General features: G+C 53.6%; 23 protein-coding genes. 19 read left to right on the forward strand and 4 right to left on the reverse strand.

The features are described from left to right. Window positions 1–3: 3 nt before the first annotated feature. The 5 genes from RI501_RS06720 to RI501_RS06740 all read left to right on the forward strand — a co-directional run bounded on the left by RI501_RS06720 (window position 4) and on the right by RI501_RS06740 (window position 4,584). A complete protein-coding gene (locus tag RI501_RS06720; protein ID WP_313821080.1) occupies window positions 4–744 on the forward strand; it encodes an RsmE family RNA methyltransferase in 741 nt (246 codons plus the stop codon). 79 nt (window positions 745–823) lie between these two features. Continuing rightward, the gene (locus tag RI501_RS06725) at window positions 824–1,171 is read left to right on the forward strand and encodes a hypothetical protein (RefSeq protein ID WP_313821082.1); all 348 of its coding nucleotides are present in this window, start codon (window positions 824–826) and stop codon (window positions 1,169–1,171) included. A 17-nt stretch (window positions 1,172–1,188) separates the two neighbouring features. Then, complete coding sequence (locus RI501_RS06730; RefSeq protein WP_313821084.1) at window positions 1,189–3,417, forward strand: RelA/SpoT family protein; 2,229 nt, start codon at window positions 1,189–1,191, stop codon at window positions 3,415–3,417. Window positions 3,418–3,434: 17 nt separating this feature from the next. Then, entirely contained in the window at window positions 3,435–3,878 is a 444-nt protein-coding gene (gene dtd, locus RI501_RS06735) for a D-aminoacyl-tRNA deacylase (protein ID WP_313821085.1), read from the forward strand. A 58-nt stretch (window positions 3,879–3,936) separates the two neighbouring features. Next, window positions 3,937–4,584, forward strand: coding sequence for an HAD-IA family hydrolase (locus RI501_RS06740; protein ID WP_313821087.1), 648 nt, complete (start codon window positions 3,937–3,939; stop codon window positions 4,582–4,584). A 79-nt stretch (window positions 4,585–4,663) separates the two neighbouring features. Here the strand turns inward: RI501_RS06740 and RI501_RS06745 are convergent, their stop codons facing one another. Both RI501_RS06745 and RI501_RS06750 read right to left on the reverse strand, forming a co-directional pair. Then, window positions 4,664–5,503 carry a fructosamine kinase family protein gene (locus RI501_RS06745; RefSeq protein WP_396442512.1) on the reverse strand — a complete coding sequence of 280 codons (840 nt, stop codon included), beginning with the start codon at window positions 5,501–5,503 and terminating at the stop codon, window positions 4,664–4,666. Between the two features lie 19 nt (window positions 5,504–5,522). Then, window positions 5,523–6,374, reverse strand: a complete 852-nt coding sequence (locus RI501_RS06750; protein ID WP_313821091.1) for an N-acetylmuramoyl-L-alanine amidase — start codon at window positions 6,372–6,374, stop codon at window positions 5,523–5,525. Between the two features lie 356 nt (window positions 6,375–6,730). Here RI501_RS06750 and hisS point away from each other — a divergent pair, with 356 nt between their 5' ends. From hisS to RI501_RS06790, 8 genes are all read left to right on the forward strand, one after another. Beyond that, entirely contained in the window at window positions 6,731–8,026 is a 1,296-nt protein-coding gene (gene hisS, locus RI501_RS06755) for a histidine--tRNA ligase (RefSeq protein ID WP_313821093.1), read from the forward strand. A gap of 27 nt (window positions 8,027–8,053) precedes the next feature. Next, a complete protein-coding gene (gene aspS / locus RI501_RS06760) occupies window positions 8,054–9,847 on the forward strand; it encodes an aspartate--tRNA ligase (RefSeq protein WP_313823165.1) in 1,794 nt (597 codons plus the stop codon). A 159-nt stretch (window positions 9,848–10,006) separates the two neighbouring features. Further along, complete coding sequence (gene msrA, locus RI501_RS06765) at window positions 10,007–10,540, forward strand: peptide-methionine (S)-S-oxide reductase MsrA (RefSeq protein WP_313821095.1); 534 nt, start codon at window positions 10,007–10,009, stop codon at window positions 10,538–10,540. Between the two features lie 99 nt (window positions 10,541–10,639). Further along, window positions 10,640–11,515 (forward strand): YitT family protein, encoded by an 876-nt coding sequence (locus RI501_RS06770; RefSeq protein WP_313821097.1) that lies wholly within the window; start codon window positions 10,640–10,642, stop codon window positions 11,513–11,515. Between the two features lie 133 nt (window positions 11,516–11,648). Further along, window positions 11,649–12,809, forward strand: a complete 1,161-nt coding sequence (locus RI501_RS06775) for a CDP-glycerol glycerophosphotransferase family protein (RefSeq protein WP_396442513.1) — start codon at window positions 11,649–11,651, stop codon at window positions 12,807–12,809. A 21-nt stretch (window positions 12,810–12,830) separates the two neighbouring features. After that, the gene (locus RI501_RS06780; RefSeq protein WP_313821101.1) at window positions 12,831–13,640 is read left to right on the forward strand and encodes an ABC transporter permease; all 810 of its coding nucleotides are present in this window, start codon (window positions 12,831–12,833) and stop codon (window positions 13,638–13,640) included. 18 nt (window positions 13,641–13,658) lie between these two features. Then, window positions 13,659–14,888, forward strand: a complete 1,230-nt coding sequence (locus tag RI501_RS06785; protein ID WP_313821103.1) for a CDP-glycerol glycerophosphotransferase family protein — start codon at window positions 13,659–13,661, stop codon at window positions 14,886–14,888. Then, window positions 14,885–15,817, forward strand: coding sequence for a deoxyribonuclease IV (locus RI501_RS06790; protein ID WP_313821104.1), 933 nt, complete (start codon window positions 14,885–14,887; stop codon window positions 15,815–15,817). The genes RI501_RS06785 and RI501_RS06790 overlap by 4 nt, the downstream gene beginning before the upstream one ends. Window positions 15,818–15,968: 151 nt before the next feature. Here RI501_RS06790 and RI501_RS06795 read toward each other — a convergent pair whose 3' ends face one another. Beyond that, window positions 15,969–16,796, reverse strand: coding sequence for a pyruvate, water dikinase regulatory protein (locus RI501_RS06795; protein WP_313821106.1), 828 nt, complete (start codon window positions 16,794–16,796; stop codon window positions 15,969–15,971). Between the two features lie 179 nt (window positions 16,797–16,975). On the opposite strand from RI501_RS06795, the gene rpsU reads away from it, so the two are divergent. Next, window positions 16,976–17,164 carry a 30S ribosomal protein S21 gene (rpsU, locus tag RI501_RS06800; protein WP_024746218.1) on the forward strand — a complete coding sequence of 63 codons (189 nt, stop codon included), beginning with the start codon at window positions 16,976–16,978 and terminating at the stop codon, window positions 17,162–17,164. Window positions 17,165–17,207: 43 nt separating this feature from the next. Here rpsU and RI501_RS06805 read toward each other — a convergent pair whose 3' ends face one another. After that, complete coding sequence (locus RI501_RS06805) at window positions 17,208–18,221, reverse strand: zinc-binding alcohol dehydrogenase family protein (protein WP_313821108.1); 1,014 nt, start codon at window positions 18,219–18,221, stop codon at window positions 17,208–17,210. Between the two features lie 151 nt (window positions 18,222–18,372). Here RI501_RS06805 and RI501_RS06810 point away from each other — a divergent pair, with 151 nt between their 5' ends. From RI501_RS06810 to RI501_RS06830, 5 genes are all read left to right on the forward strand, one after another. Then, window positions 18,373–18,819, forward strand: a complete 447-nt coding sequence (locus tag RI501_RS06810) for a GatB/YqeY domain-containing protein (RefSeq protein WP_313821110.1) — start codon at window positions 18,373–18,375, stop codon at window positions 18,817–18,819. A 61-nt stretch (window positions 18,820–18,880) separates the two neighbouring features. Then, window positions 18,881–19,360, forward strand: coding sequence for a GNAT family N-acetyltransferase (locus RI501_RS06815; protein ID WP_313821112.1), 480 nt, complete (start codon window positions 18,881–18,883; stop codon window positions 19,358–19,360). A 118-nt stretch (window positions 19,361–19,478) separates the two neighbouring features. Beyond that, on the forward strand, window positions 19,479–20,450 hold the full coding sequence (locus tag RI501_RS06820) for a PhoH family protein (protein WP_313823167.1): 972 nt from the start codon (window positions 19,479–19,481) through the stop codon (window positions 20,448–20,450). After that, window positions 20,450–20,938, forward strand: coding sequence for an rRNA maturation RNase YbeY (gene ybeY, locus RI501_RS06825; protein ID WP_313821114.1), 489 nt, complete (start codon window positions 20,450–20,452; stop codon window positions 20,936–20,938). Before RI501_RS06820 ends, ybeY begins: the two co-directional genes overlap by 1 nt. Continuing rightward, entirely contained in the window at window positions 20,916–21,320 is a 405-nt protein-coding gene (locus tag RI501_RS06830; RefSeq protein WP_313821116.1) for a diacylglycerol kinase family protein, read from the forward strand. The genes ybeY and RI501_RS06830 overlap by 23 nt, the downstream gene beginning before the upstream one ends. The last annotated feature ends 6 nt before the right edge of the window (window positions 21,321–21,326 follow it).

Consider the following 21,326-nt stretch of genomic DNA (forward strand, 5'->3'; position numbering starts at 1 on the left):
CCCATGCAACGGTATTTTTTAGACGCGACTTGTCAAGATGGTCAACAGGTTGTTCTCCCAGAATCTGTCACGCACCACTGGGTTACGGTCTTACGGGCCCAGGTGGGGGCAACGGCGGAGTTCGTTGACCACACGGCACACTTGTTTCACGGCCAACTGGTGGCCGTAGCCGATCGCCAAGCTACGGTTCAACTCACGGCCGTCGCGACACCGGCCGTCGAGCTACCGGTCCACACGGTGATTGCCTGCGGATTACCGAAGCAAGAAAAAGCGGAATGGATTACCCAGAAGGCGACCGAAATGGGGGTTGATCAGATCATCTTTTATGCGGGTGACTGGTCGGTGGCGAAGTGGCAGGGCAACAAGGTTGCCAAAAAGCTGGCCCGCTTAACCAAGGTCGCCAACGGGGCGGCCGAGCAGTCGCACCGGTTGGTACGGCCCACGGTTAGTTACCTCCCGAATTTGGCAGCGGTGCTGCAAACGCCTAATGATGGTGTGTTGCTGGCTTATGAAGAATCCGCCAAACAGGGAGAACATCGCGCGTTGACCACTCAATTAGCGGCCATGACCCCCGGACAGACGGTGTTAGCCGTTTTCGGACCCGAGGGCGGTATTAGTCCGGCCGAGGTCCAAACCGCGCAGGCAGCCGGGGCGACGCTAGTGGGGTTAGGCCCCCGAATTTTACGAACCGAAACGGCGCCGTTGTATTTCCTAGCGGCGGCTTCGACACTTTGGGAATTATAACCCACGCGGTGCAGATGAAATCCCGGAGAAAACATGCTAAAATGGTTGCAATCATAAAGAGAGTAAAGGTGGAAGTTGGATGGTATTTCTTGAAAAGATGGGGTGGCGGTACTGGCTCACGGGACTGATGATGGGCATCGTGTTACCCGCACTGGCCACCTGGCTGAAGATTAGTACGGTCATGCGGTTTGGGGGCCTGTTGTTAGTGATTAATGGTGGGGTTGCCATTGCCGTGGGACGACTCGTCGCGTTAAAAAAACGGCCGAGATGGTTATTACTCGTCCTACCGGCCCTGTATCTTTTGGGAGCCTATGGTTTCTTACCCGCGTACACGCGGTACTTTGCTTTAGTCTACCTGTGTGTATCCTATCTGGCCTACGGGTTAACGGCAACAACGCAAACAGTACAATCAGAATCTAAAAATTAAGGGTGGTGGCGTCCAATATGACCAAAGAACGTGTCTGGACGGCTGAAGAAGTAATTGCCAGAGTCGGAAAATATATGAATGCGCAACACGTTGAAATGGTGGTTAGAGCCTGTCATTTCGCTACGGTGGCGCACCGCGATCAAACACGGCAATCTGGCGAACCCTATATCATGCACCCCATTCAGGTGGCGGGCATCTTGGCCGACCTCAATATGGACCCCGAAACCGTTTCGGCGGGTTTTCTGCACGACATTGTGGAAGACACGGGGGTCACGCTAAGTGATGTGCGGGAACTGTTTGGGGACGACGTGGCGCTCATCGTGGATGGGGTCACCAAGTTAGGAAAGATTAAATACAAATCCAATAAAGAACAGTTAGCGGAAAATCACCGCAAGCTTTTATTAGCCATGTCCAAAGACATTCGGGTCATGATTGTGAAGTTAGCCGACCGCTTGCACAACATGCGGACCTTACAACACTTACGGCCGGATAAGCAACGGCGGATTGCCAATGAGACGTTGGAAATCTATGCACCGTTGGCCGACCGGTTAGGGATTAGTACCATTAAGTGGGAACTAGAAGATATTTCGCTACGGTACTTGAACCCGCAACAGTATTACCGGATCGTTCATTTAATGAATTCTCGGCGGGATCAACGGGAGCAGTACATTGCGGCGGCCATCAAGGTCATCCAAAGTTCCATCAAGGACTTGCATTTACACCCCGAAATCTACGGCCGGCCGAAGCACATCTACTCGGTCTACCGGAAAATGAAGGACCAACACAAGCAATTTAGTCAAATCTATGACCTGTTAGCGATTCGGGTTATTGTGGATACCATCAAGGACTGTTACGCGGTCTTAGGCGCCATTCACTCGCAGTGGAAACCCATGCCCGGACGGTTCAAGGACTACATCGCCATGCCAAAGGCTAACATGTACCAATCCTTACACACCACGGTAATTGGTCCTGAAGGTAAGCCGCTCGAGGTACAGATTCGGACTAAGGAAATGCACGCCGTTGCCGAATACGGGGTTGCGGCTCACTGGGCTTATAAGGAAGGCGTTAAGGACAAGGTTCAGGCCACCAATACCGGCGAAAAGCTGAACCTCTTCAAGCACATCATTGAACTGCAAGAAGATACCGACGACGCCGCCGACTTCATGGACAGCGTCAAGGGAGAACTTTTCGGCGACCACGTTTACGCGTTTACGCCCAAGGGCGACGTCCTCGAATTGCCTAAGGGGGCCGGACCGTTGGATATGGCCTACGCCATCCACACGGAGGTCGGCCACCACACGACCGGGGCCACCATCAACGGGAAAATCGTGCCGTTAAACTACGAGATTAAAAACGGTGATATCGTCGATATTCGCACGTCGAGTAGTTCGGCGGGGCCCAGTCGGGACTGGTTGAAGCTGGTGTCGACCCGGCGAGCTCGTAACAAGATCAAGCAGTTCTTCCGGCTCCGTGACCGGGAACAAAACATCACCCAAGGTCAAGAAATGGTGGAGCGCTTGATTCGCGATGCCGGCTACGATCCTAAAGCCATCATGACCAAGGAAAACGTGGATAAGGTGATCGCTAAGTTGCATTATCAACACGTCGATGACTTGTTAGCCGCCATCGGGTTTGGCGACCTCCAACCACAAGGGGTGGTCAATCGCTTAACCGACGACGTCCGCCAAGCGGCCGAAGATCAACGCCGGCGGCAGGAGGAACGCGAAATCCTGGAGGAACACCAATCCATCAAGAACGATTCGGATACCGACAAGAAGGACCGTAAGAAGCAACCGGATGGCGTGGTCATCGAGGGGGTCGATAACCTGCTCGTGCGGCTGAGTCACTGTTGTGCACCGGTACCTGGTGATCAGATTACCGGGTATATCACTAAGGGTCGTGGGGTGTCCGTTCACCGGGTGGACTGCCCCAACGTGCGCCACGCTGAAGAAAGTGGCGAACGGATCGTCCCGGTTCGCTGGGGGGATGAGCACGGCGACGGTACGAACTATCACGCCGACATTGAGGTTCAAGGTTACAACCGTAACGGATTACTAAACGACGTTTTACGGATGATTAATAATTCCACGAAGGATCTAACGTCGATCAACGGTAAGGTGGACCATAATAAAATGGTCATCATTGCGGTCAGTCTGGGGATCCGTAACCGGTGGGAATTACAACGAATCGTGGATAACATCAAGAATATTCCGGATGTCTACGTGGTTAAGCGGCCGTTCCGCTAGAAAGGAAATTCAGTCTTATGCGTGTTTTATTACAACGAGTTCAGCAGGCCAGCGTCACGATTGATCAAAAAGTTGTGGGGGCCATTGACCAGGGCTATTGCCTGTTAGTGGCGGCCGAGGACAGTGACACCAGTGAGCAGGTCGACTACCTGGTTCATAAGATTAGCCACCTGCGGGTATTTAGCGATGCTGCAGGGAAAATGAACCTGAGCATTACCGACGTTAACGGAAGCATCTTGTCCGTGTCGCAGTTCACCCTGTACGCTAATACCAAGAAGGGCAACCGACCGAGCTTCGTTGCGGCCGGTGAGCCGGCACACGCCCAGGCGCTTTACGAGGAGTTTAATCGGAAGCTAGCGGCGACGGGAATCCCGGTGGCGACCGGGGAATTCGGCGCCGATATGCAGGTCGCACTGGTTAACGACGGGCCATGCACAATCTGGTTTGATACCGATGATTAATTCAGGAAGCTTAGGGGTCGGGAGAAATTTCCCGGCTCTTTTTTAGGAGGACAATGGGATGCGTTATCAGCAACTATTTTGGGATTTTGACGGGACGTTGGTCGACACTTACCCGGGGATGGTGGAGGCCTTCACGACGGCTTTAACTCAGCTGGGGGTCAATGATTTTGAGATCGATCAGTCGGCCATCTACAAGGCCATGCGGCAGCACAGTTTAGGAACGGCCCTGCAACAGTTTAGTGCCGAATACACGCTGAACCGTGACAGTCTAAACGAGCGGTATCAGCGGTTGGCGGCACCCAAGTTGGCCCAGGCCGTGGCCTTTGCCGGGGCTGCCGAATTGCTCAACACCGTGACCAGTGCGGGAGGGCGAAACTTCTTGCTCACCCATCGCGATGAACGGGCACTGGAGCGGTTAGCAGCGTTGGGACTAAGGGATTACTTCAGCGGCGCCGTCACGGCCGCGGATGATTATCCGCGTAAGCCGGACCCCACTAGCCTAAACGCCCTGTGTCAGCAGTACCAGGTGGACCCGCACACCGCAATCATGATTGGTGACCGGAATTTGGACGTCCAGGCGGGCCACCGTGCGGGGATGGCGGGTGCGTTGTTCGATCCGGAACACCTGATCGTTGATGAGAGTCAACCGGAAGTTCGGGTCACCCGGTTAGCTGATCTCCAAGACTGGTTGACCAGTGAAAATTAATGAAAAAAACGCGTTAAACGGCCGTTCCTATTCGTTAGGAACGGCCGTTTAACGCGTTTTAAGTTGGTTCTAGGCATCATTACCCCTGGGCAAGCAGATTGTCGACAGCCCCGCCGTAAGTCTCACCGAAGAGGTTCAGGTGGGCTAACAGGTAATAGAGTTGGTAATGGGGCAAGCGTTGGGCGTAACCCGCAGGAAAGGGATAGGCCGCGTTGTACCCCTTGTAGAAGTCTTGGGTAAAGCCGCCAAAAATGGTGGTCATGGCTAGGTCGAACTCGCGGTCCCCGTAGAGGGTATCCGGGTCAATCAGCGTGGGGGTACCGTCGGTAGTGAACAGGTAGTTGCTCGCCCATAAGTCCCCGTGTAATAGTGCGGGGGTAATCTGACGACCTTGATTTTCGGCAACAATGTGTTGACGCACGCGGGCGTACCCAGCTGCCCGTTGAGCGTTCCACAGGCCGTGCTGTTGAGCGCGTTGTACCAGCGGATCAAGGCGTTGCTGGAGATAGAAGGTGGTCCAATCACTTTGCCAGTGATTGTTTTTGGGTAACTTGGCCACCAGATTATCCTGATCGAAACCGAACTGTGGTGCGGTGACGTGGTGGACGCGCGCCACGGTTTGCCCCAGGTCATACTGACTGCCATGCCCCGTTGCGAGAAATTCTAGGAGCAGGTAGGCGTCACCGTCGATACTCCCGGTACCGAAGACTTCGGGAACGTTCGCAGCCTGGCCAAGGGCTTTTAACCCGGCCACCTCGTGCGCGTAGAAACTGGCCGGCGTGTGCGGTTGAACTAGCAGAAAGTAGGGCCCCTCGCTGGTTTCTAAGCGATAGGCTTGATTAATATCGCCACCGGAAACGGGGGTGGCAGTCGTGACTTGTGGGACTGGTAACTGGGCCAGCCAAGTTGCAGATAACATCAAAATCACACTTCTTTCTTTAATGTTGCGTTTGAAAATAGTGGGTCAAGCCTCGGACCACGCGGTTCGCCACGGCTTGTTGATAGACGGCACTGTGGATGTCGTTAAAGTCCTTCTTGGTATTGATGTAGCCCATTTCAAGGAGGAGGGCCGGCCGACTATTATCGCGAATGACCTCGAAATTCCCGAAACGAATGCCCCGGTTGATTAACGGCAAGTCATTCATTTCACCGTTGATGGCTTGAGCCAACGCGTAGGAGGAACGTCGGTGATAGTAGTAGGTGGTGGTTCCCGAGGCGAGATTATCCGTGGGGGAGGAATCAAAATGAAAGCTGATGAAGGCGTTGGCCTGATGATCGTTGGCTAGTGCCGGCCGGTCGGCGAGACTGACCGTGGCATCCGTCGAGCGGGTCATGATGACGTGAGCCCCCTTGGCGCGTAAAGCCTTGGCGACACGTTGGGCCAGTTCAAGGGTGTAGGTCTTTTCGTCGTGCTTCTGGTCGATCGAAAGGGCCCCCGAATCGCTACCACCGTGGCCCGGATCCAAAACGATGGTGGCCTCCGCTAAATTCGTGACGGTTTTAAGGTGGCCGGGATGGTCCACTAACCAGCTGGCGACCCAGCCAAAGTGATTTTGACTATCGCGGACGTGATACCAGTTGTTCTTTTCGTTTAAGATCGTTAAGCGACTGTTCTTTTTCACCTTATGGGTCACGGTATAATTGAGCCCCGGTCCTTGGCGTAAGTTCAGATTGCTAACGGTTGCGGTAACGGCGTTGCGTTGCGTGAAGGTCCAGAGCAGACCCCCGGCAATCAGAAGGATAATGAGACCAGCCACCAGACCGGTCCAGTTCTTGGGTTTAAGCTGCATGGGCGTTACTCCTTGTGTCAAATTGGGTCAATTATACCACGTTGGGTGGCCCCGGAGAACTTCCGGGCGAGTCCTTGACTTTTGTTAAGCGATTCAGTATTCTAAAGAGGACTATTATATAGAAGCCAATGAGAAAGAACAGTAACTAAATACCCGTTTTTAGAGAGGTCGTGTAGCTGGGAGCGGCTAACTCGGTATTGGTGAAGACACTTTTGAGGCTAATGACGTTCATCGTCATTCGTTTGCAACGTTATCCTGCTGAGAAAAATAAAAGGTGGTACCGTGCATACCTGCGCCCTTGTCAATTGACAGGGGCGTTTTTTATTTTGCAGCGGTAGAGGAAGGGAAGACTGTTTATGCGCTACCAACGACCTAAAGGCACGGCGGACATCTTACCAGGTACGTCTGAAACCTGGCAGTTCGTGGAACAAACGGCGCGGGAGTTATTCGCCCGTTACCGGTTCGACGAGATCCGCACGCCGATGTTTGAAAACTTCGAGGTATTCTCCCGCACATCTGGGGATACTTCCGATATTGTCACCAAAGAAATGTACGATTTCAAGGATAAGGGTGATCGGCACCTTTCCTTGCGGCCAGAAGGCACGGCCGGAGTGGTTCGGGCCTTCGTCGAAAACAAGTTGTACGGTCCGGAAACGCAAAAGCCGTACAAGGTCTACTACATGGGTCCGATGTTTCGGTACGAACGGCCCCAATCCGGCCGGCAACGGGAATTTCACCAGATCGGGGTGGAAGCCTTCGGTAGCAACGCCCCCGAATTAGACGTCGAAGTCATTGCACTGGGGATGAACCTGCTCAGTAAGTTAGGCTTAAAGCACCTGCGTTTGGCCCTCAATACGTTGGGCGACCAAGAGACGCGGGCGGCTTACCGGCAAGCGCTGATTGATTTTTTGGAACCCCACTTTGATGAATTAAGCGACGATTCCAAGGTGCGGTTACACAAGAACCCGCTGCGGGTCTTAGATAGCAAAGACGCCCACGACCAAGAAATCGTGGCCGATGCACCGTCAATCTTAGACTTCTTGACGCCCGACGCCACGACCCACTTTAACCAGGTCAAGGCCAGCTTAGACGCCTTAGGCATTGATTACGACGTCGATGCCACCATGGTACGGGGGTTGGATTACTACAACCACACGATCTTTGAGATTATGGCCGATTCACCGGCACTGGGCGAAGGCTACACCACGGTGTTAGCCGGGGGTCGTTACAACGGCCTGGTCGCAGAACTCGGCGGTCCCGAGATGCCCGGTGTGGGCTTCGGGATGGGCGTAGAACGGTTGGTCCTGTTGATGCAGGCCGAACAAGTTCCCGTGCCGAACGATCACCCGTTAGACGTTTACGTCGTGGGAATCGGGGACGACACCTCGATCGAAACGCTAAAGCTGGTTCAGGCCATCCGACGCGCCGGCTTAACGGCCGATCGCGATTACCTGGGGCGTAAGCCGAAGGCCCAGTTCAAGACGGCTAACCGCTTAGACGCCCGCTACACGTTGACCATTGGGGACCAGGAACTGGCCAATCAAACGGCCAACCTCAAGGCCATGGCGACGGGTGAAGAGGTCAGTGTGCCGTTAGCTGACATTTATCAGGATTTCCAAGCTGTGGTGGCGCAGAAGTTCACCACAAAATAAGAGGGGATAGGTTAGATGGAAAAGAATTTGAAACGCACCACGTACGCCGGCTTAGTCGACGAACAATATCTCGACCAAACCGTTGTGTTAAAGGGTTGGGTGCAAAAGCGCCGGGACCTCGGGGGCTTGATCTTCGTTGATTTGCGTGACCGCGAAGGGTTAGTGCAACTGGTTTTTAGTGAAGAATACAGCCAAGATGCCTTAGCCGTGGCGGAACAACTCCGCAGCGAATACGTCATTGAAATCCAAGGAAAAGTCGTTGCTCGGGTTGCTAAGGAAATTAACCCCGACATGCGGACTGGGAAGGTCGAAGTCCGGGTCACGGGCATCAACCTGTTGAACAAGGCCAAGACGCCACCGTTCGATATTAAAGATGGTATCACGGCTTCCGACGACCTGCGGTTACAGTACCGTTACCTCGACTTACGCCGGCCGGAAATGCAACGCGGGATCATGTTGCGTAACCGGATCGTCCAATCCGTGCACAGCTACTTCGACAACAACGGGTTCGTGGATATCGAAACGCCGGATCTGACCAAGTCCACCCCAGAAGGGGCCCGCGATTACCTGGTCCCTTCACGGATCTACCACGGCCACTTCTACGCGTTACCCCAGTCGCCGCAACTGTTTAAGCAGTTGCTGATGGGGGCCGGCTTCGACCGGTACTACCAAATCGCGCGTTGTTTCCGGGATGAAGACTTGCGGGGCGACCGGCAACCAGAATTCACCCAGATCGACTTGGAAACGTCCTTCTTGACGGCTGAAGAGATCCAAGACATTACCGAAGGCTTAATCGCTAAGGTCATGAAGGATACCTTAAACGTCGACGTGCCGTTACCATTTCCACGCATGGACTGGGACGACTCCATGGCCCGTTTCGGGACCGACCAACCAGACGTGCGGTTCGGCATGGAATTAAAGGATTTGTCGGCGATTATGAAGGAGACCGACTTCAAGGTCTTCTCCGGTGCCGTGGCGAACGGCGGGCAAGTCAAGGCCATCGCCGTACCTGGTGGGGCCGACCTGTACAGTCGTAAGGACCTTGACAAGTACGCTAAGTACATCGAACGGTTTGGGGCCAAGGGCTTAGCCTGGATGAAGGTTACCGACGACGGCTTTAGCGGCCCGATCGCCAAGTTCTTCAAGGAAGGCGACTACTTCGACCAGATCACCAAGGCCACCGGCGCCAAGACCGGCGACCTGCTGCTGTTTGCGGCCGACTCCAAGCGCGTGGTGGCCCAGACGTTGGGTTACCTGCGGGTAGCCATTGCCAAGGAACAGGACATGATTGATCAGAACAAGTGGGCCTTCTTGTGGATTGTTAACTGGCCACTGTTCGATTACGACGTGGACTTGAAGCGTTGGGTTCCCGCCCATCACCCGTTCACCATGCCAGCCGAAGGCGATGCGCACTACTTGAACGACGGCGAAGACCCACACAAGGCCTACGCGCAGAGTTACGACATCATCTTAAACGGGTTGGAACTCGGGGGCGGCTCCATCCGGATCCACACCCGTGAGCTGCAAATGAAGATGCTTAAGGCCTTGGGCTTCACGCCAGAACGGGCCGAAAAGCAATTTGGCTTCCTGTTGAAGGCCTTAGATTACGGGTTCCCGCCTCACGGTGGTCTGGCTATCGGGCTCGACCGGTTTGCCCGCTTGCTGGCCAAGCGCGACAACATTCGTGACGTGATTGCCTTCCCGAAGAACTCGAAGGCCACGGAACCGATGACCCAAGCGCCAAGTACCGTTGCGCAAAAACAATTGGACGACTTGGACTTAGCGGTCACCGAACTCGACGACGACCCAGCCAAAAAATAACGACAGTTTGCTGAAATAGCGTTGTCATGGAGGAATCGTTCCTAACCGAGCGGTTCCTTTTTGGCGTCCAGGCTTGAAGTTTGTGGTCGAAAGTCGTTTAATTAAAATTAAATGAGAATTACTAGACGGCGGCAATGACGCCAGAAAGTGGGGATTTGAATGACTATAGAAACCGCAACGTTTGCCGGAGGCTGTTTTTGGTGCATGGTGCAACCGTTTGAAGAGCACCCGGGAATTCAGAAGGTTTTATCGGGTTACACTGGGGGGACCGTGCCCAATCCGACCTATGAGCAGGTTAAGGCGCACACCACCGGACACACCGAGGCCGTGAAAATTTGGTTTGATCCGGCGGTGGTGACCTATGCGCAGCTGGTCGAACTTTACTGGCAACAGACCGATCCTACCGATGCAGGTGGGCAATTTCAGGACCGTGGGGACAACTATCGACCGGTAATTTTCGTCGACGGGCCCGCCCAACGCCAAATTGCCGAGGCCTCAAAGCGCGCGCTGCAGGAAAAAGAACAGTTTGACCGGCCAATCGTCACGCAGATTCAACCGGTGCAACCGTTTTACCCAGCTGAGGAACGGCATCAGCAATTCTATAAGAAAAATCCACGACGGATGGCCGAGCAGGAAGCAGGCGGCCGGGCTGCTTTTGTGGCGCAACATTGGACTAAGGAAACTAATCATTAGAACCACCTAAAAGATGGTGAATTCCGTGGTCGCTGTGGCCGATAAATGCTATACTAAGCGAGCGCTATAGCAATGAAAAGTGAGGTCAGATTTTAAATCATGGATGATGTGCAGCAGCTTTTTAAACGGCATACCTATACAGCCAAGTTTTCCGTCGCCTTTTTTTACGGGATTCTGGTGTCAATTGCGGTGAACTTTTTCTGGACGCCCGGACATATTTACTCGTCTGGGGCCACCGGGTTGGCACAGCTGATTAATACGTTGACAGGACGGTACGCGCCGTTTCAAGTGACGACGGCCCTGGGGCTGTTTCTGATCAACGTGCCCTTGTTCGTGTTGGCCTGGAAACAAATTGGCAAATCCTTTACCGTTTTTACCTTTATCTGTGTCCTGTTTGCCTCGGTAATGATTCGGGTGATTCAGCCCGTCCATCTGACGACTGATCCCATTATCTGTGCGATTTTCGGGGGGGCGGTCAACGGATACGGTACCGGATTTGCGTTGAAGAACAGCATTTCGACCGGGGGCTTAGATATCATCGGCATCGTGGTGCGGCGCAAGACCGGTCGCAGCATGGGGTCGATCAACATGGCCTTCAATAGTCTGATTGTCATCAGTGCCGGGTTCGTTTACGGTTGGCCGTATGCGTTTTACTCCGCGTTAGGCCTCTTCGTGAACGCCAAGGTCATCGACATGACTTTTACCCGGCAACAGCGGATGCAGGTGATGGTGATCACCAGTCGGCCCAAGACCGTCATCGATAGTATTCAAAACCATATGCGCCGGGGAATCACCATCGTGCACGGTGCCGAAGGGGCGTACCATCACGATGAAAAGACGATTTTATTTACCGTGATTACGCGCTACGAAATGGATACGCTAGAGGTGGCCATGGACGAGGCCGATCCCAAGGCCTTCGTCAGCATTTCCGATACCGTCAAGGTGCTGGGGCACTTCTACGAACCGAAGTGGTAAAGTGACAGCGAGACCGGCGACGGCTCGCTGTTTTTTCGGGGTTTCTTAAAGCTTCCTAAATTTCTCTAGGTTCTGGGGGGGAATGTGGTATAATTTTCGGTGTTGTGAGCTGTAAAAATAAGACGTATTGGTGATGAACGTGAAAGAAATTTATCTCTGGTTGGTCCGTTGGGTATCGCATTTATGCGGTCATCGGCGGTTAACCGACGTGGTGTATCTGATGAGCTTTGGGGATAACCTGCCCTTCATTCGGGCCGTGGCCCAAGCCATGAAGAGCTCCCAGCGACTAACCGTATTTTATCGGCCACAGCAAGCCGCTGCGGCCGCTCAGCTCGCGCAACAGGGGATTCACGTGGTTATGTTTCAGGATAATCTTCGGTTTGTGGCAACCGGGATTCCCCGGATCATGCGCGCGCAGACCCTGTATTGCGATAACTACTACGCGTTCTTGGGCGGGTTAGCCCACCCACGGGGGATGCGGATCGTCCAGCTCTGGCACGCAGCCGGCGCCATCAAGAGTTTTGGCTGGGATGATCCGACGACGGCTCAGCGCTCAATGAGTGATCAACGGCGGTTTCAAGCCGTTTATGACCATTTCGACGAGTACGTGGTGGGGGCTCCGGCGATGGGAGATGTGTTTGCCCACGCCTACCGGGTCTCTCCCCAACGCATGCAAATGTTGGGGTATCCCCGTTCGGACCGGTTACGTGATCCGGACTGGCTTGCGCAAACGCGGGCCAGGGTGGCCCGGTTAGCTCCGGAATTGACCGGGCACCGGGTGATCTTGTATGCCCCGACTTACCGCGAGGGCGTGACCTTTACGCCGCCGCGCGGCTTAGCGGCGGCGTTAACGGCCGATCCAACCGCGCGCGTGGTGGTCAAGCTCCATCCCGTCTTGGCTACTCAGGCCACGACGTTGCAACATCAGTTGGGGGATCAAGTGGTGGTCGCCCAACATCTCAGTACCACGGAATTGCTGACGGTAACGGAAACGTTAGTCACGGACTATTCGTCGGTGGCCTTCGATTACAGTTTGTTACCGAATGCCCACAGTTTATTGTTCTACCTCTTTGACCTGCCGACCTATCAACAAGAACCGGGCGTGCAGGCGGACTTTTTGAACTGGTTGCCCGGTCGCGCCTTACGGGATAGCCAAGAATTGGCAGCGGCCATCGTGGCCGACCAACCGACGGACCTGACCCAGTTCAATCAGCGATGGAACACGTATAACGACGGCTTGGCCACACAACGGGTCGTCGCACGTTATCACGGGCTGACCCACGATAACGATTAAAATTTAAAGGAGTGCAGTGCCTTGAAAGAGGTCATGACCTTATTCAAAGAACAGGTCTCAAGTCTGGGAATTATTTTCCGGATCTCCCGGTATGAAGATCAAGCCAGTTACCAAAGCCATTATTTAGGGTTGATGTGGGAGTACCTGTATCCGTTGATTCAAATTGCCATTTATTGGTTAGTGTTCGGGGTTGGCTTGAAGCACGGTCAACCGTTGAACGGGGTAAGCTATCTGCCGTGGATGGTGATTGGGATTTCACCATGGTTCTTCATGAACCGGTCGACGTTAGACGCTTCGAAGAGTATTTACCAGCGGGTCAACATGGTGGCCAAGATGAAGTTTCCGGTTTCGGCGTTGCCCACAATTAAAGTGGTCAGCAATCTGAGTTCATTTTGGACCATGATGGTGTTCTCCATCTTTATCGGTCTTCTCAACGGCGTTTACCCGAAGGTGGCCTGGTTCCAATGGTTGTACTACTTCTTTGCCATGATTTGCTTATTAGTGGCCTTAGGGATCTTCAACTCATGTATCAGTGTGCTGGTGCGGGATTACCACATTCTGTTACAGTCCGTCATGCGGATGCTGTTCTACGTGTCCGGTGTGTTGTTTAACTTTGTGACCACGTCGTTCCCGGCACCGTTCGTGCACCTGTTGGAACTCAACCCGTACTATTACATCGTTAACGGGTTTCGGGAATCCTTCCTGGGGACCGGCTGGTTCTGGCAACGACCGTTACTGACCTTGGAATTCTGGGCGTTTGTGTTCTTTGTCCTACTATTAGGCTCACACTTACACTACAAGTTCCGGTCACGGTTTGTGGATTTAATTTAGTTGAAAGGAGCAACTCAAATGACGAACAGTCGACAACGCCTTGTCCAGTCATTGAAGCTGGTTGCTCGCTATGGGCTCATCGTGTTGAACGGTGGGCTTATTTGTTTACCAATTAAGCGACGACAAGTGCTGTTCGAAAGTTTTAACGGTAAGGACGTTAACGATAACCCGGCGGCAATTTACCGGGCGCTGGTTCGAGCTGACCCGCGTTACCAAAAGACGGCTTACTTCAGCGTCAAGCCTAGCGAGTACGCCACCTTACACCGGGCTTATCCCGAGATCCAGCTGGTTAAACGCTTCACGCCCCGGTGGGTGCGATTGATGGCGCGGGCCGAATTTTGGGTCTTGAACTCCCGGTTGCCCAACTGGTGGCACGCTAATCGGCATACGACGACCATTCAGACCTGGCACGGCACGCCCCTCAAGAAGTTGGGGGCCGACATCGCCCACGTGGCCATGAAGGGGACCACGACCGCGCAGTACCATGCCGATTTTGTGACGGCGGCCAATTGTTGGGACTACCTGATTGCGCCTAACCAGTATTCGCAAGACATCTTTCAGCGGGCGTTTGGCTATCGGGGGAAGTTTCTGCCAATCGGTTATCCCCGAAACGACGTGCTGTACACGGCTAATCGGCCGGAAAAAGTGGCGGCGATTAAACGACGGTTGTTGGGCGCGGTGTCGGGGCCGGTGGTGACTTACGCACCGACCTGGCGAGATGATACCGCCGTGCGGCCCGGCGTCTACCAATTTGATTTACCATTTGAATTGGGGGAGTTTTTCCGGCACGTCCCAGCTAACACTCACCTGGTCATTCGGCCGCACTACCTAGTTAAGGATCAGATTGATATCCGGGGGTACGAAGATCGGGTGACCATTCTGGCAGAGGCCGATATTGCCGAAATTTATTTAATAACCGATCTCTTGATTACGGACTATTCGTCGGTGATGTTTGATTTTGCCAACTTACAGCGCCCCCAGCTGTTCTTTGCGTACGATTTGGCGCACTATCGCGATCAACTGCGGGGATTTTACTTTGAGTATGCTGCCCAAACGTTACCGGGACCGCTGGTTACCGACGCTTCGGCGTTTTATGCGCAATTGGATGCCTGGCATCAAGCCGGGAAATTTCCGGCTTATGCGCAGCAACAGGCCGCCTTTTACCACCGATTTTGTGAGTGGGAGACGGGAACGGCCAGCCAACAGGTGGCACAATTGATCATGACGGGAGAGGAGCAGACAAAATGACGGACTTATTGATTGGGTCCCATGTGAGTATGAAGGGAAAAGCCATGTTATTGGGGTCCGCACAGGAAGCGGCCCAGGACGGGGAAAACGTCTTCATGGTTTACACGGGGGCCCCGCAAAATACGCGACGTAAGCCCATTGAGGAACTGAATGCGGCGGCAGGTAAGGCCTTCATGGCCGCACACGACCAACAAGCCGTGGTGGTTCACGCGCCCTACGTGGTCAATCTGGGTAACACTAAGAAACCGGAAAACTTTGACTTTGCCGTGCAGTTCTTGACGGCCGAGGTGACCCGGGCGGCCGCGATTGGTGCGCACCAGATCGTCTTACATCCCGGTGCGCACGTGGGAGCCGGGGCCCCGGCCGCCATCGCTCAGATTGCCCGGGGATTGGACCAGATTCTGGCCGCGACGCCCGACGTCCCCGTACAAATTGCTTTAGAAACCATGGCGGGCAAGGGGACCGAAGTCGGCCGGACCTTCGAGGAACTGGCCAGCATCCTGGCCCAAACGGCCCACAACGACCGGTTGTCGGTCTGCTTTGACACCTGTCACACCAGTGACGCTGGTTACGCCATTGCTACCGATTTTGACGGTGTTTTGCGTGAGTTCGACCGGGTCATTGGCGTGGAGCGGATTAAGGTGGTCCACCTCAACGACTCGAAGAATCCGCAAGGCAGTCACAAGGACCGCCATACCAACATTGGGTTTGGAACTTTGGGGTTTGACGCACTAAATGCTGTGGCGCATCACCCGCTATTAACGGCCGTACCGAAGATTATGGAAACGCCACCGGTCGGTCCCGACCGTAAGACCGGCGCCGATCCGCACGGCTACGAGGTCGCCATGTTGCGCCATCAACAATTCAATCCGGATTTAACGGCGGATGCTCTGGCGGGCCAACCGGTGGACGCCTACCTCACGCGTTAGGGTGTTCACTCGGGTTCTAAAAAAGCAGAAGGGAAATTCTCGATTTTACGAGAATTTCCCTTCTGCTTTTGTCTATTGTTCCTGGGTATCCCTGCAAGAACGACGTTGGTCAAATGAGTTAAGGTCGGGACAGTCCGCTGGTGCGTCTCCGCTAATCATCCAGGGGGTGGGGAATCAGGTCGTAATCGACACTTTCCATGATCAGCGTGGCGGTCTCTTCAATGGATTTGTTTGAAACGTCGATGACTAAACAACCAATTTTTTTATAAATTTTTTGGGCGTAATCTAATTCCTCTTGAATCTTACCGGTATCCGAATAGGCGCTATCGGCGGGCAGCCCGTAGGAAATCATCCGTTCCTGACGAATTTTGCGCAGAATCTCGGGACGGTTGGTGAGACCGAAGATGCGTTTGGGGTCGACCTGCCAGAGTTGATCGGGTAACTGGGTTTTGGGAGATAGGGGCAGGTTAGCGACGCGCAGGTTACGGTTGGCTAAGAACAGGGATAGCGGGGTCTTAGAAGTCCGCGAAACCCCCAAGATGACGATGTCGGCCTTCAGGAGGCCGGTGGGGTCCTTACCATCATCGTAAGCCACGGCAAACTCCATGGCGGCGATGCGGTCGAAGTAGGTGTCGGTTAGGTTGTGGACCAGGCCGGGAACGCCTTCCGGTTTGAGACCGGTCGCAGATTCCATCACCTGCATGGCGGGCTGAATGCAATCGAAATGCTGTAGGTGGTTGGTTTGGGCGAATTCACGGACGTGTTGACTCAATTGGGGATTCACTAACGTGTGAAATAGCATGGCCTTTTGCTTCTTCGCCAGGTTTAGAATGCCCTCAAGGATTGAATCCGTTTGGATAAACGGGAAGCGTTGGTAGCTAACGTGAACGGATGGAAATTGCGACACGGCGGTTTGGGCCACGGTTAACGCGGTTTCGCCGGAGGAATCGGAAATAACAAAAATTGTAATGGGCGACATGGGTTTAGCTCCTCTACGGTTTTTCTTTAGTTTACTCCCTGACGTAAAACGGTTCAAATTTTATTTAAAAGCATTATTGACGCCGTTTGAGTGTTTATGTATAATGGTTAAGAACCGTAACGCTGGTGGAAAGATTCCAACCAGCGTCATTACTTGTGCTCGGAGGGAGGGAATTTCAAATGGCAAAGACAGTCGTTCGCAAAAACGAGTCTTTTGACGACGCTCTTCGGCGCTTCAAACGTACGGTTTCCCGTAGCGGTACTTTACAAGAATACCGTAAACGTGAATTTTACGAAAAACCAAGTGTGAAGAAAAAGTTAAAGTCAGAAGCAGCGCGTAAGCGTAAAGCTAAGAAGCGTCGTTTCTAATAAAAAATCTCTGATGTTTAGGCATCAGGGATTTTTTTGTACGCTATTTTTGTAAAACGACCTTGCCCATCATGTGATGACTGCCGACTAACTTATGCGCGGCCATCAGGTTTTCAGCGTTAATGGGTTGAATGGTTTGGGTCAGGGTGGACCGTAACGTCCCCTCGTCGAGAAGCTGCCGGACTTTCTCGAGGATCTGGTGTTGGCTGATCATGTCCGGGGTCTCGAAATACGACTTGGTGTACATCCACTCCCAAGCAAACGTGGCCCGCTTATCTTTCAGCGCCCGCAAATCGATGGGGGTATCACTCCCCGTGATTGAAACAATGTGACCGCTGGGCTTGATCAGGTCGACGATTTCGGGCCAATGCTGGTTCAGATTACTGAGCTCTAGAACGTAGTCAACGTATTGATACCCTAATTCGCGAACCTGAGGCACCAGGTCCTCGCGGTGGTTGACCACGGCATCACTACCGTGGTCGCGGGTCCATGCGCTGGTCTCCGGGCGTGAGGCCGTCGCAATCACGGTTAATCCCGCCCAGTGGGCAAGTTGGGTGGCCACGGAGCCGACGCCCCCAGCCCCGTTGATTACCAGTAACGTTTGGCCATGATTATCGGCGTGTGGATCGATGCCCAACTGTTCAAACAAGGCTTCCCAGGCAGTGAGTGAGGTGAGGGGCATGGCGGCACTCTGCGCCGGGGTCAATTTAGTCGGTGCGTGGCCGACGAGGCGTTCATCAACCAATTGATACTCGCTATTGCTACCGGGGCGCTTAAACGATCCGGCGTAAAAAACGAGATCACCGGGTTGAAAGAGGGTCACGGCACTGCCAACGGCCGTAACAGTACCGTAAGCGTCCCAGCCAATCACGGTGGGGTGCTGGGGGTCTAGGGGATCGTGGTTGCCCCGGACGGCCAGGTCTACGGGATTGACGGAGATTGCCGTTACCTGGACCAATAAATCGTGCGCTAGTGGCGTGGGTTGCGGTAGGTCGAAATCAACTAATCCGTGGGGGTCGTCTAACGGTAAATGTTGCGTATAACCAATTGCGTGCATACCAAATAAGTCCTTTCTATTTGTAAGGATACCGAACTGTTTTTAGCGTACTCAGTTTGATACGAAAACGCAAGTCACACGGTCCCGAACCTGACGCGCCGGGGAATAAGTAGTAAACTAATAAAGTAACTTAATTTAGGAGGAATTCAACATGAGTTTAGAAGCCCAACTGAACACGGATTTAAAGACGGCCATGAAGGCCCACGATAAATTGACCTTAAACGTGGTCCGGATGATGAAGGCGGCTCTGACCAACGAAAAGATTAAGCAGGGCCACGACCTGACGCCCGACGAAGAGTTAACGGTGGTTTCCCGGGAACTTAAGCAACGCAAGGAATCCTTAGACGAATTCCAAAAGGGCAACCGGGACGACTTGGTCGCCGGCGTCAAAGCTGAAATTGCTATCGTGGAGAAGTACGCCCCGAAGCAATTGAGCGCCGACGAAATCACGAAGATCGTTACGGACAGCATTGCCAAGGTTGGCGCGACTGGCATGGGTGACTTTGGTAAGGTCATGGGCGCCGTCATGCCACAAGTTAAGGGCAAGGCCGATGGTAACCTGGTCAACCAGACCGTTAAGGCACAACTCAACAAGTAAGTCGTGAAGCCACTGCCGGGCCCGTTGCTCGGGGTGGCTTTTCTGGTGAGGAGGGTGGCTAATGGCATTACAGTACGAGCGATTTCACACGGTCAGTCCGGCGATTCGGGCCCTGCTCTTGCAGGCCGATCCCGAGTGGTCCCAGGTGATGACCTATTTACCCCAAAGTACCGGTTTGGCCCTGTTTTGGCGGCGAGAGCTGGTCGGGGTGTTGGTCCTCACGGTGCGCCCCCACCGTGTCCTAGAGATTACGAACCTAGCCGTGGTGCCCGCTAAGCAGCGCCGCGGCATCGGACAAGCCGCCATCCGGTTTGCCCAACAATGGGGGAGTGAACACGGGCAGACCACGTTACGGGTGGCCACCGGTAGTACTAGTTTGGGGCAGCTGTACCTGTATCAAAAGTGTGGGTTACGCATCGTGGCCGTCGAACCGAGTTACTTTACCCGTCATTATTCACTACCCATTTGGGAAAACGGGTTACGACTCCGCGACCGGCTCATTTTGACCCAAGCGTTGTCTCCGGAGAATCAGGGGAGCTAACTCCCGGTGGATTTTAACGGTCAATCCTTTTACAATCCCCGGTGGTATGCTAAAATTCAAGTATCAGTACACTTAATTTTTGAAGACAAAGGAGCAACTGTATTTGACTGAAAACGCGATGATTGAAAAAGAATATATCTTGGAGCATCCGGCCGACGAAGCGGCCCTGTTGGGTGCCCAAGATCAATTTGTCACTTTACTGGAAGAGGGGCTGTCCGTCACGATTCGGCCCTTTGGCAATTCGATCAAAGTTGCGGGTGACGCCACCGCGGTTGACCAGACGCTCACCATCTTACGGAATATGAGTGCGTTATTGGCTAAGGGGATTCGGTTGAACAGTGCCGATGTCGTAAGTGCCATGAAGATGGCCGAACGGGGGACGTTGGAATATTTCCAGGATCTGTACACTGAAACCTTGATTCACGATGCCAAGGGCCGACCGGTACGGGTCAAGAACTTCGGTCAACGGCAGTACATCGACGCCATCAAGCACAACGACATCACCTTTGGGATCGGTCCAGCTGGGACCGGGAAAACTTACCTGGCCGTGGTGATGGCGATTGCGGCGCTGAAGCACGGTGACGTTGAAAAAATCATTTTGACGCGCCCCGCCGTAGAAGCGGGCGAAAGCCTAGGTTTCTTGCCGGGGGACTTAAAGGAAAAGGTTGATCCGTATTTGCGGCCCATCTACGATGCGTTATACGCTATTTTAGGCGCCGAACACACGACCCGATTAATGGATCGCGGCGTGATTGAAATTGCACCGTTGGCCTACATGCGGGGACGGACGTTAGAGTCGGCCTTTGTTATCTTGGATGAAGCGCAAAACACGACGAATTCCCAGATGAAGATGTTCTTAACGCGATTAGGCTTTGGTTCGAAGATGATCGTGAACGGCGACATCTCCCAGATCGATTTACCGCATAACGCCCAATCCGGTCTGGTCCAAGCCCAACACATCTTACAAAACGTGGGTCACATCTCGTTTGTGACCTTCAGTGCCGACGACGTGGTTCGGCACCCCGTTGTGGCCAGCATCATTAATGCTTATGAAGCCAACGATACTAAACCAAATGGAGCTAAGAAATAATGGATTTAGAGATTTACGACAAGACCCAAGCCGGCGTGCCGGCCAAGCACGTGCAAATGATTGAAGACATCTTACAGTTTGCGGGGAAATACCTCAAGTTGGCGGACAACACCGAGATGTCGGTGACGCTGATGAATAATGAAGATATCCACCAAATTAATAAAAAATACCGGGGAGTTGACCGAGCGACCGACGTCATCAGTTTTGCCATTGAAGACAATGAGGACGCTGATGACGACTTCCCGCTGGTCATGGACGACGAACTGGCGGCCGAGATTCCCGAAAACATCGGGGATATCTTTGTGTCGATGGACAAGGTCAGCGAACAGGCCGACTACCTCGGGCACTCCTATGAGCGAGAACTGGGGTTCCTGGTGGTTCACGGCTTTCTGCACTTAAACGGTTATGATCATATGAAGCCCGAAGACGAGAAGGTCATGTTTAAGTTGCAAGCCGACATCTTAGATGCCTATGGCCTCAAGCGATAAATCCACCCGGCAAACGGGGAAAAACCGCGCTTTTCGTCAATCGTTAGGGCACGCCGTTGACGGATTGAAGGCCCTTTATCGGTATGAACGCAACTTCCGTAAGCACCTGCTGGTAGGGAGTCTGGCCATCATTGCCGGGATCATTTTACGGCTGACGCTGAACGAATGGTTGTGGTTGACGCTGGCCATTTTCTTGGTGCTGATTGCTGAAACGCTCAACACCATCGTGGAGGCCGTGGTCGACCTCGTCGTGGGTCAGACCTATCACGACTTGGCTAAGCGGGCCAAGGACGTGGCGGCGGGCGGCGTGTTATTGGCCGCATTGTTTGCCGTGGTCGTCGGTTGTTTAGTGATGTTACCGGCGCTGAGTCGCTGGTTTTAAGGAGAA

Origin of the sequence: Levilactobacillus zymae, assembly GCF_032190635.1 — a bacterium.
In the GTDB taxonomy this organism is placed as follows: domain Bacteria; phylum Bacillota; class Bacilli; order Lactobacillales; family Lactobacillaceae; genus Levilactobacillus; species Levilactobacillus zymae_A.

Coding starts and splice junctions, on each gene's coding strand:
- RI501_RS06820 (WP_313823167.1), top strand. CDS start 19,479: ATGATTGAAAAAGAATATATCTTGGAGCATCCGGCCGACGAAGCGGCC.
- dtd (WP_313821085.1), top strand. CDS start 3,435: ATGCGTGTTTTATTACAACGAGTTCAGCAGGCCAGCGTCACGATTGAT.
- RI501_RS06730 (WP_313821084.1), top strand. CDS start 1,189: ATGACCAAAGAACGTGTCTGGACGGCTGAAGAAGTAATTGCCAGAGTC.
- RI501_RS06745 (WP_396442512.1), bottom strand. CDS start 5,503: ATGTTATCTGCAACTTGGCTGGCCCAGTTACCAGTCCCACAAGTCACG.
- msrA (WP_313821095.1), top strand. CDS start 10,007: ATGACTATAGAAACCGCAACGTTTGCCGGAGGCTGTTTTTGGTGCATG.
- rpsU (WP_024746218.1), top strand. CDS start 16,976: ATGGCAAAGACAGTCGTTCGCAAAAACGAGTCTTTTGACGACGCTCTT.
- RI501_RS06810 (WP_313821110.1), top strand. CDS start 18,373: ATGAGTTTAGAAGCCCAACTGAACACGGATTTAAAGACGGCCATGAAG.
- RI501_RS06750 (WP_313821091.1), bottom strand. CDS start 6,374: ATGCAGCTTAAACCCAAGAACTGGACCGGTCTGGTGGCTGGTCTCATT.
- hisS (WP_313821093.1), top strand. CDS start 6,731: ATGCGCTACCAACGACCTAAAGGCACGGCGGACATCTTACCAGGTACG.
- RI501_RS06805 (WP_313821108.1), bottom strand. CDS start 18,221: ATGCACGCAATTGGTTATACGCAACATTTACCGTTAGACGACCCCCAC.
- RI501_RS06720 (WP_313821080.1), top strand. CDS start 4: ATGCAACGGTATTTTTTAGACGCGACTTGTCAAGATGGTCAACAGGTT.
- RI501_RS06795 (WP_313821106.1), bottom strand. CDS start 16,796: ATGTCGCCCATTACAATTTTTGTTATTTCCGATTCCTCCGGCGAAACC.
- RI501_RS06770 (WP_313821097.1), top strand. CDS start 10,640: ATGGATGATGTGCAGCAGCTTTTTAAACGGCATACCTATACAGCCAAG.
- RI501_RS06815 (WP_313821112.1), top strand. CDS start 18,881: ATGGCATTACAGTACGAGCGATTTCACACGGTCAGTCCGGCGATTCGG.
- ybeY (WP_313821114.1), top strand. CDS start 20,450: ATGGATTTAGAGATTTACGACAAGACCCAAGCCGGCGTGCCGGCCAAG.
- RI501_RS06790 (WP_313821104.1), top strand. CDS start 14,885: ATGACGGACTTATTGATTGGGTCCCATGTGAGTATGAAGGGAAAAGCC.
- RI501_RS06785 (WP_313821103.1), top strand. CDS start 13,659: ATGACGAACAGTCGACAACGCCTTGTCCAGTCATTGAAGCTGGTTGCT.
- RI501_RS06830 (WP_313821116.1), top strand. CDS start 20,916: ATGCCTATGGCCTCAAGCGATAAATCCACCCGGCAAACGGGGAAAAAC.
- RI501_RS06775 (WP_396442513.1), top strand. CDS start 11,649: ATGAACGTGAAAGAAATTTATCTCTGGTTGGTCCGTTGGGTATCGCAT.
- RI501_RS06740 (WP_313821087.1), top strand. CDS start 3,937: ATGCGTTATCAGCAACTATTTTGGGATTTTGACGGGACGTTGGTCGAC.
- RI501_RS06725 (WP_313821082.1), top strand. CDS start 824: ATGGTATTTCTTGAAAAGATGGGGTGGCGGTACTGGCTCACGGGACTG.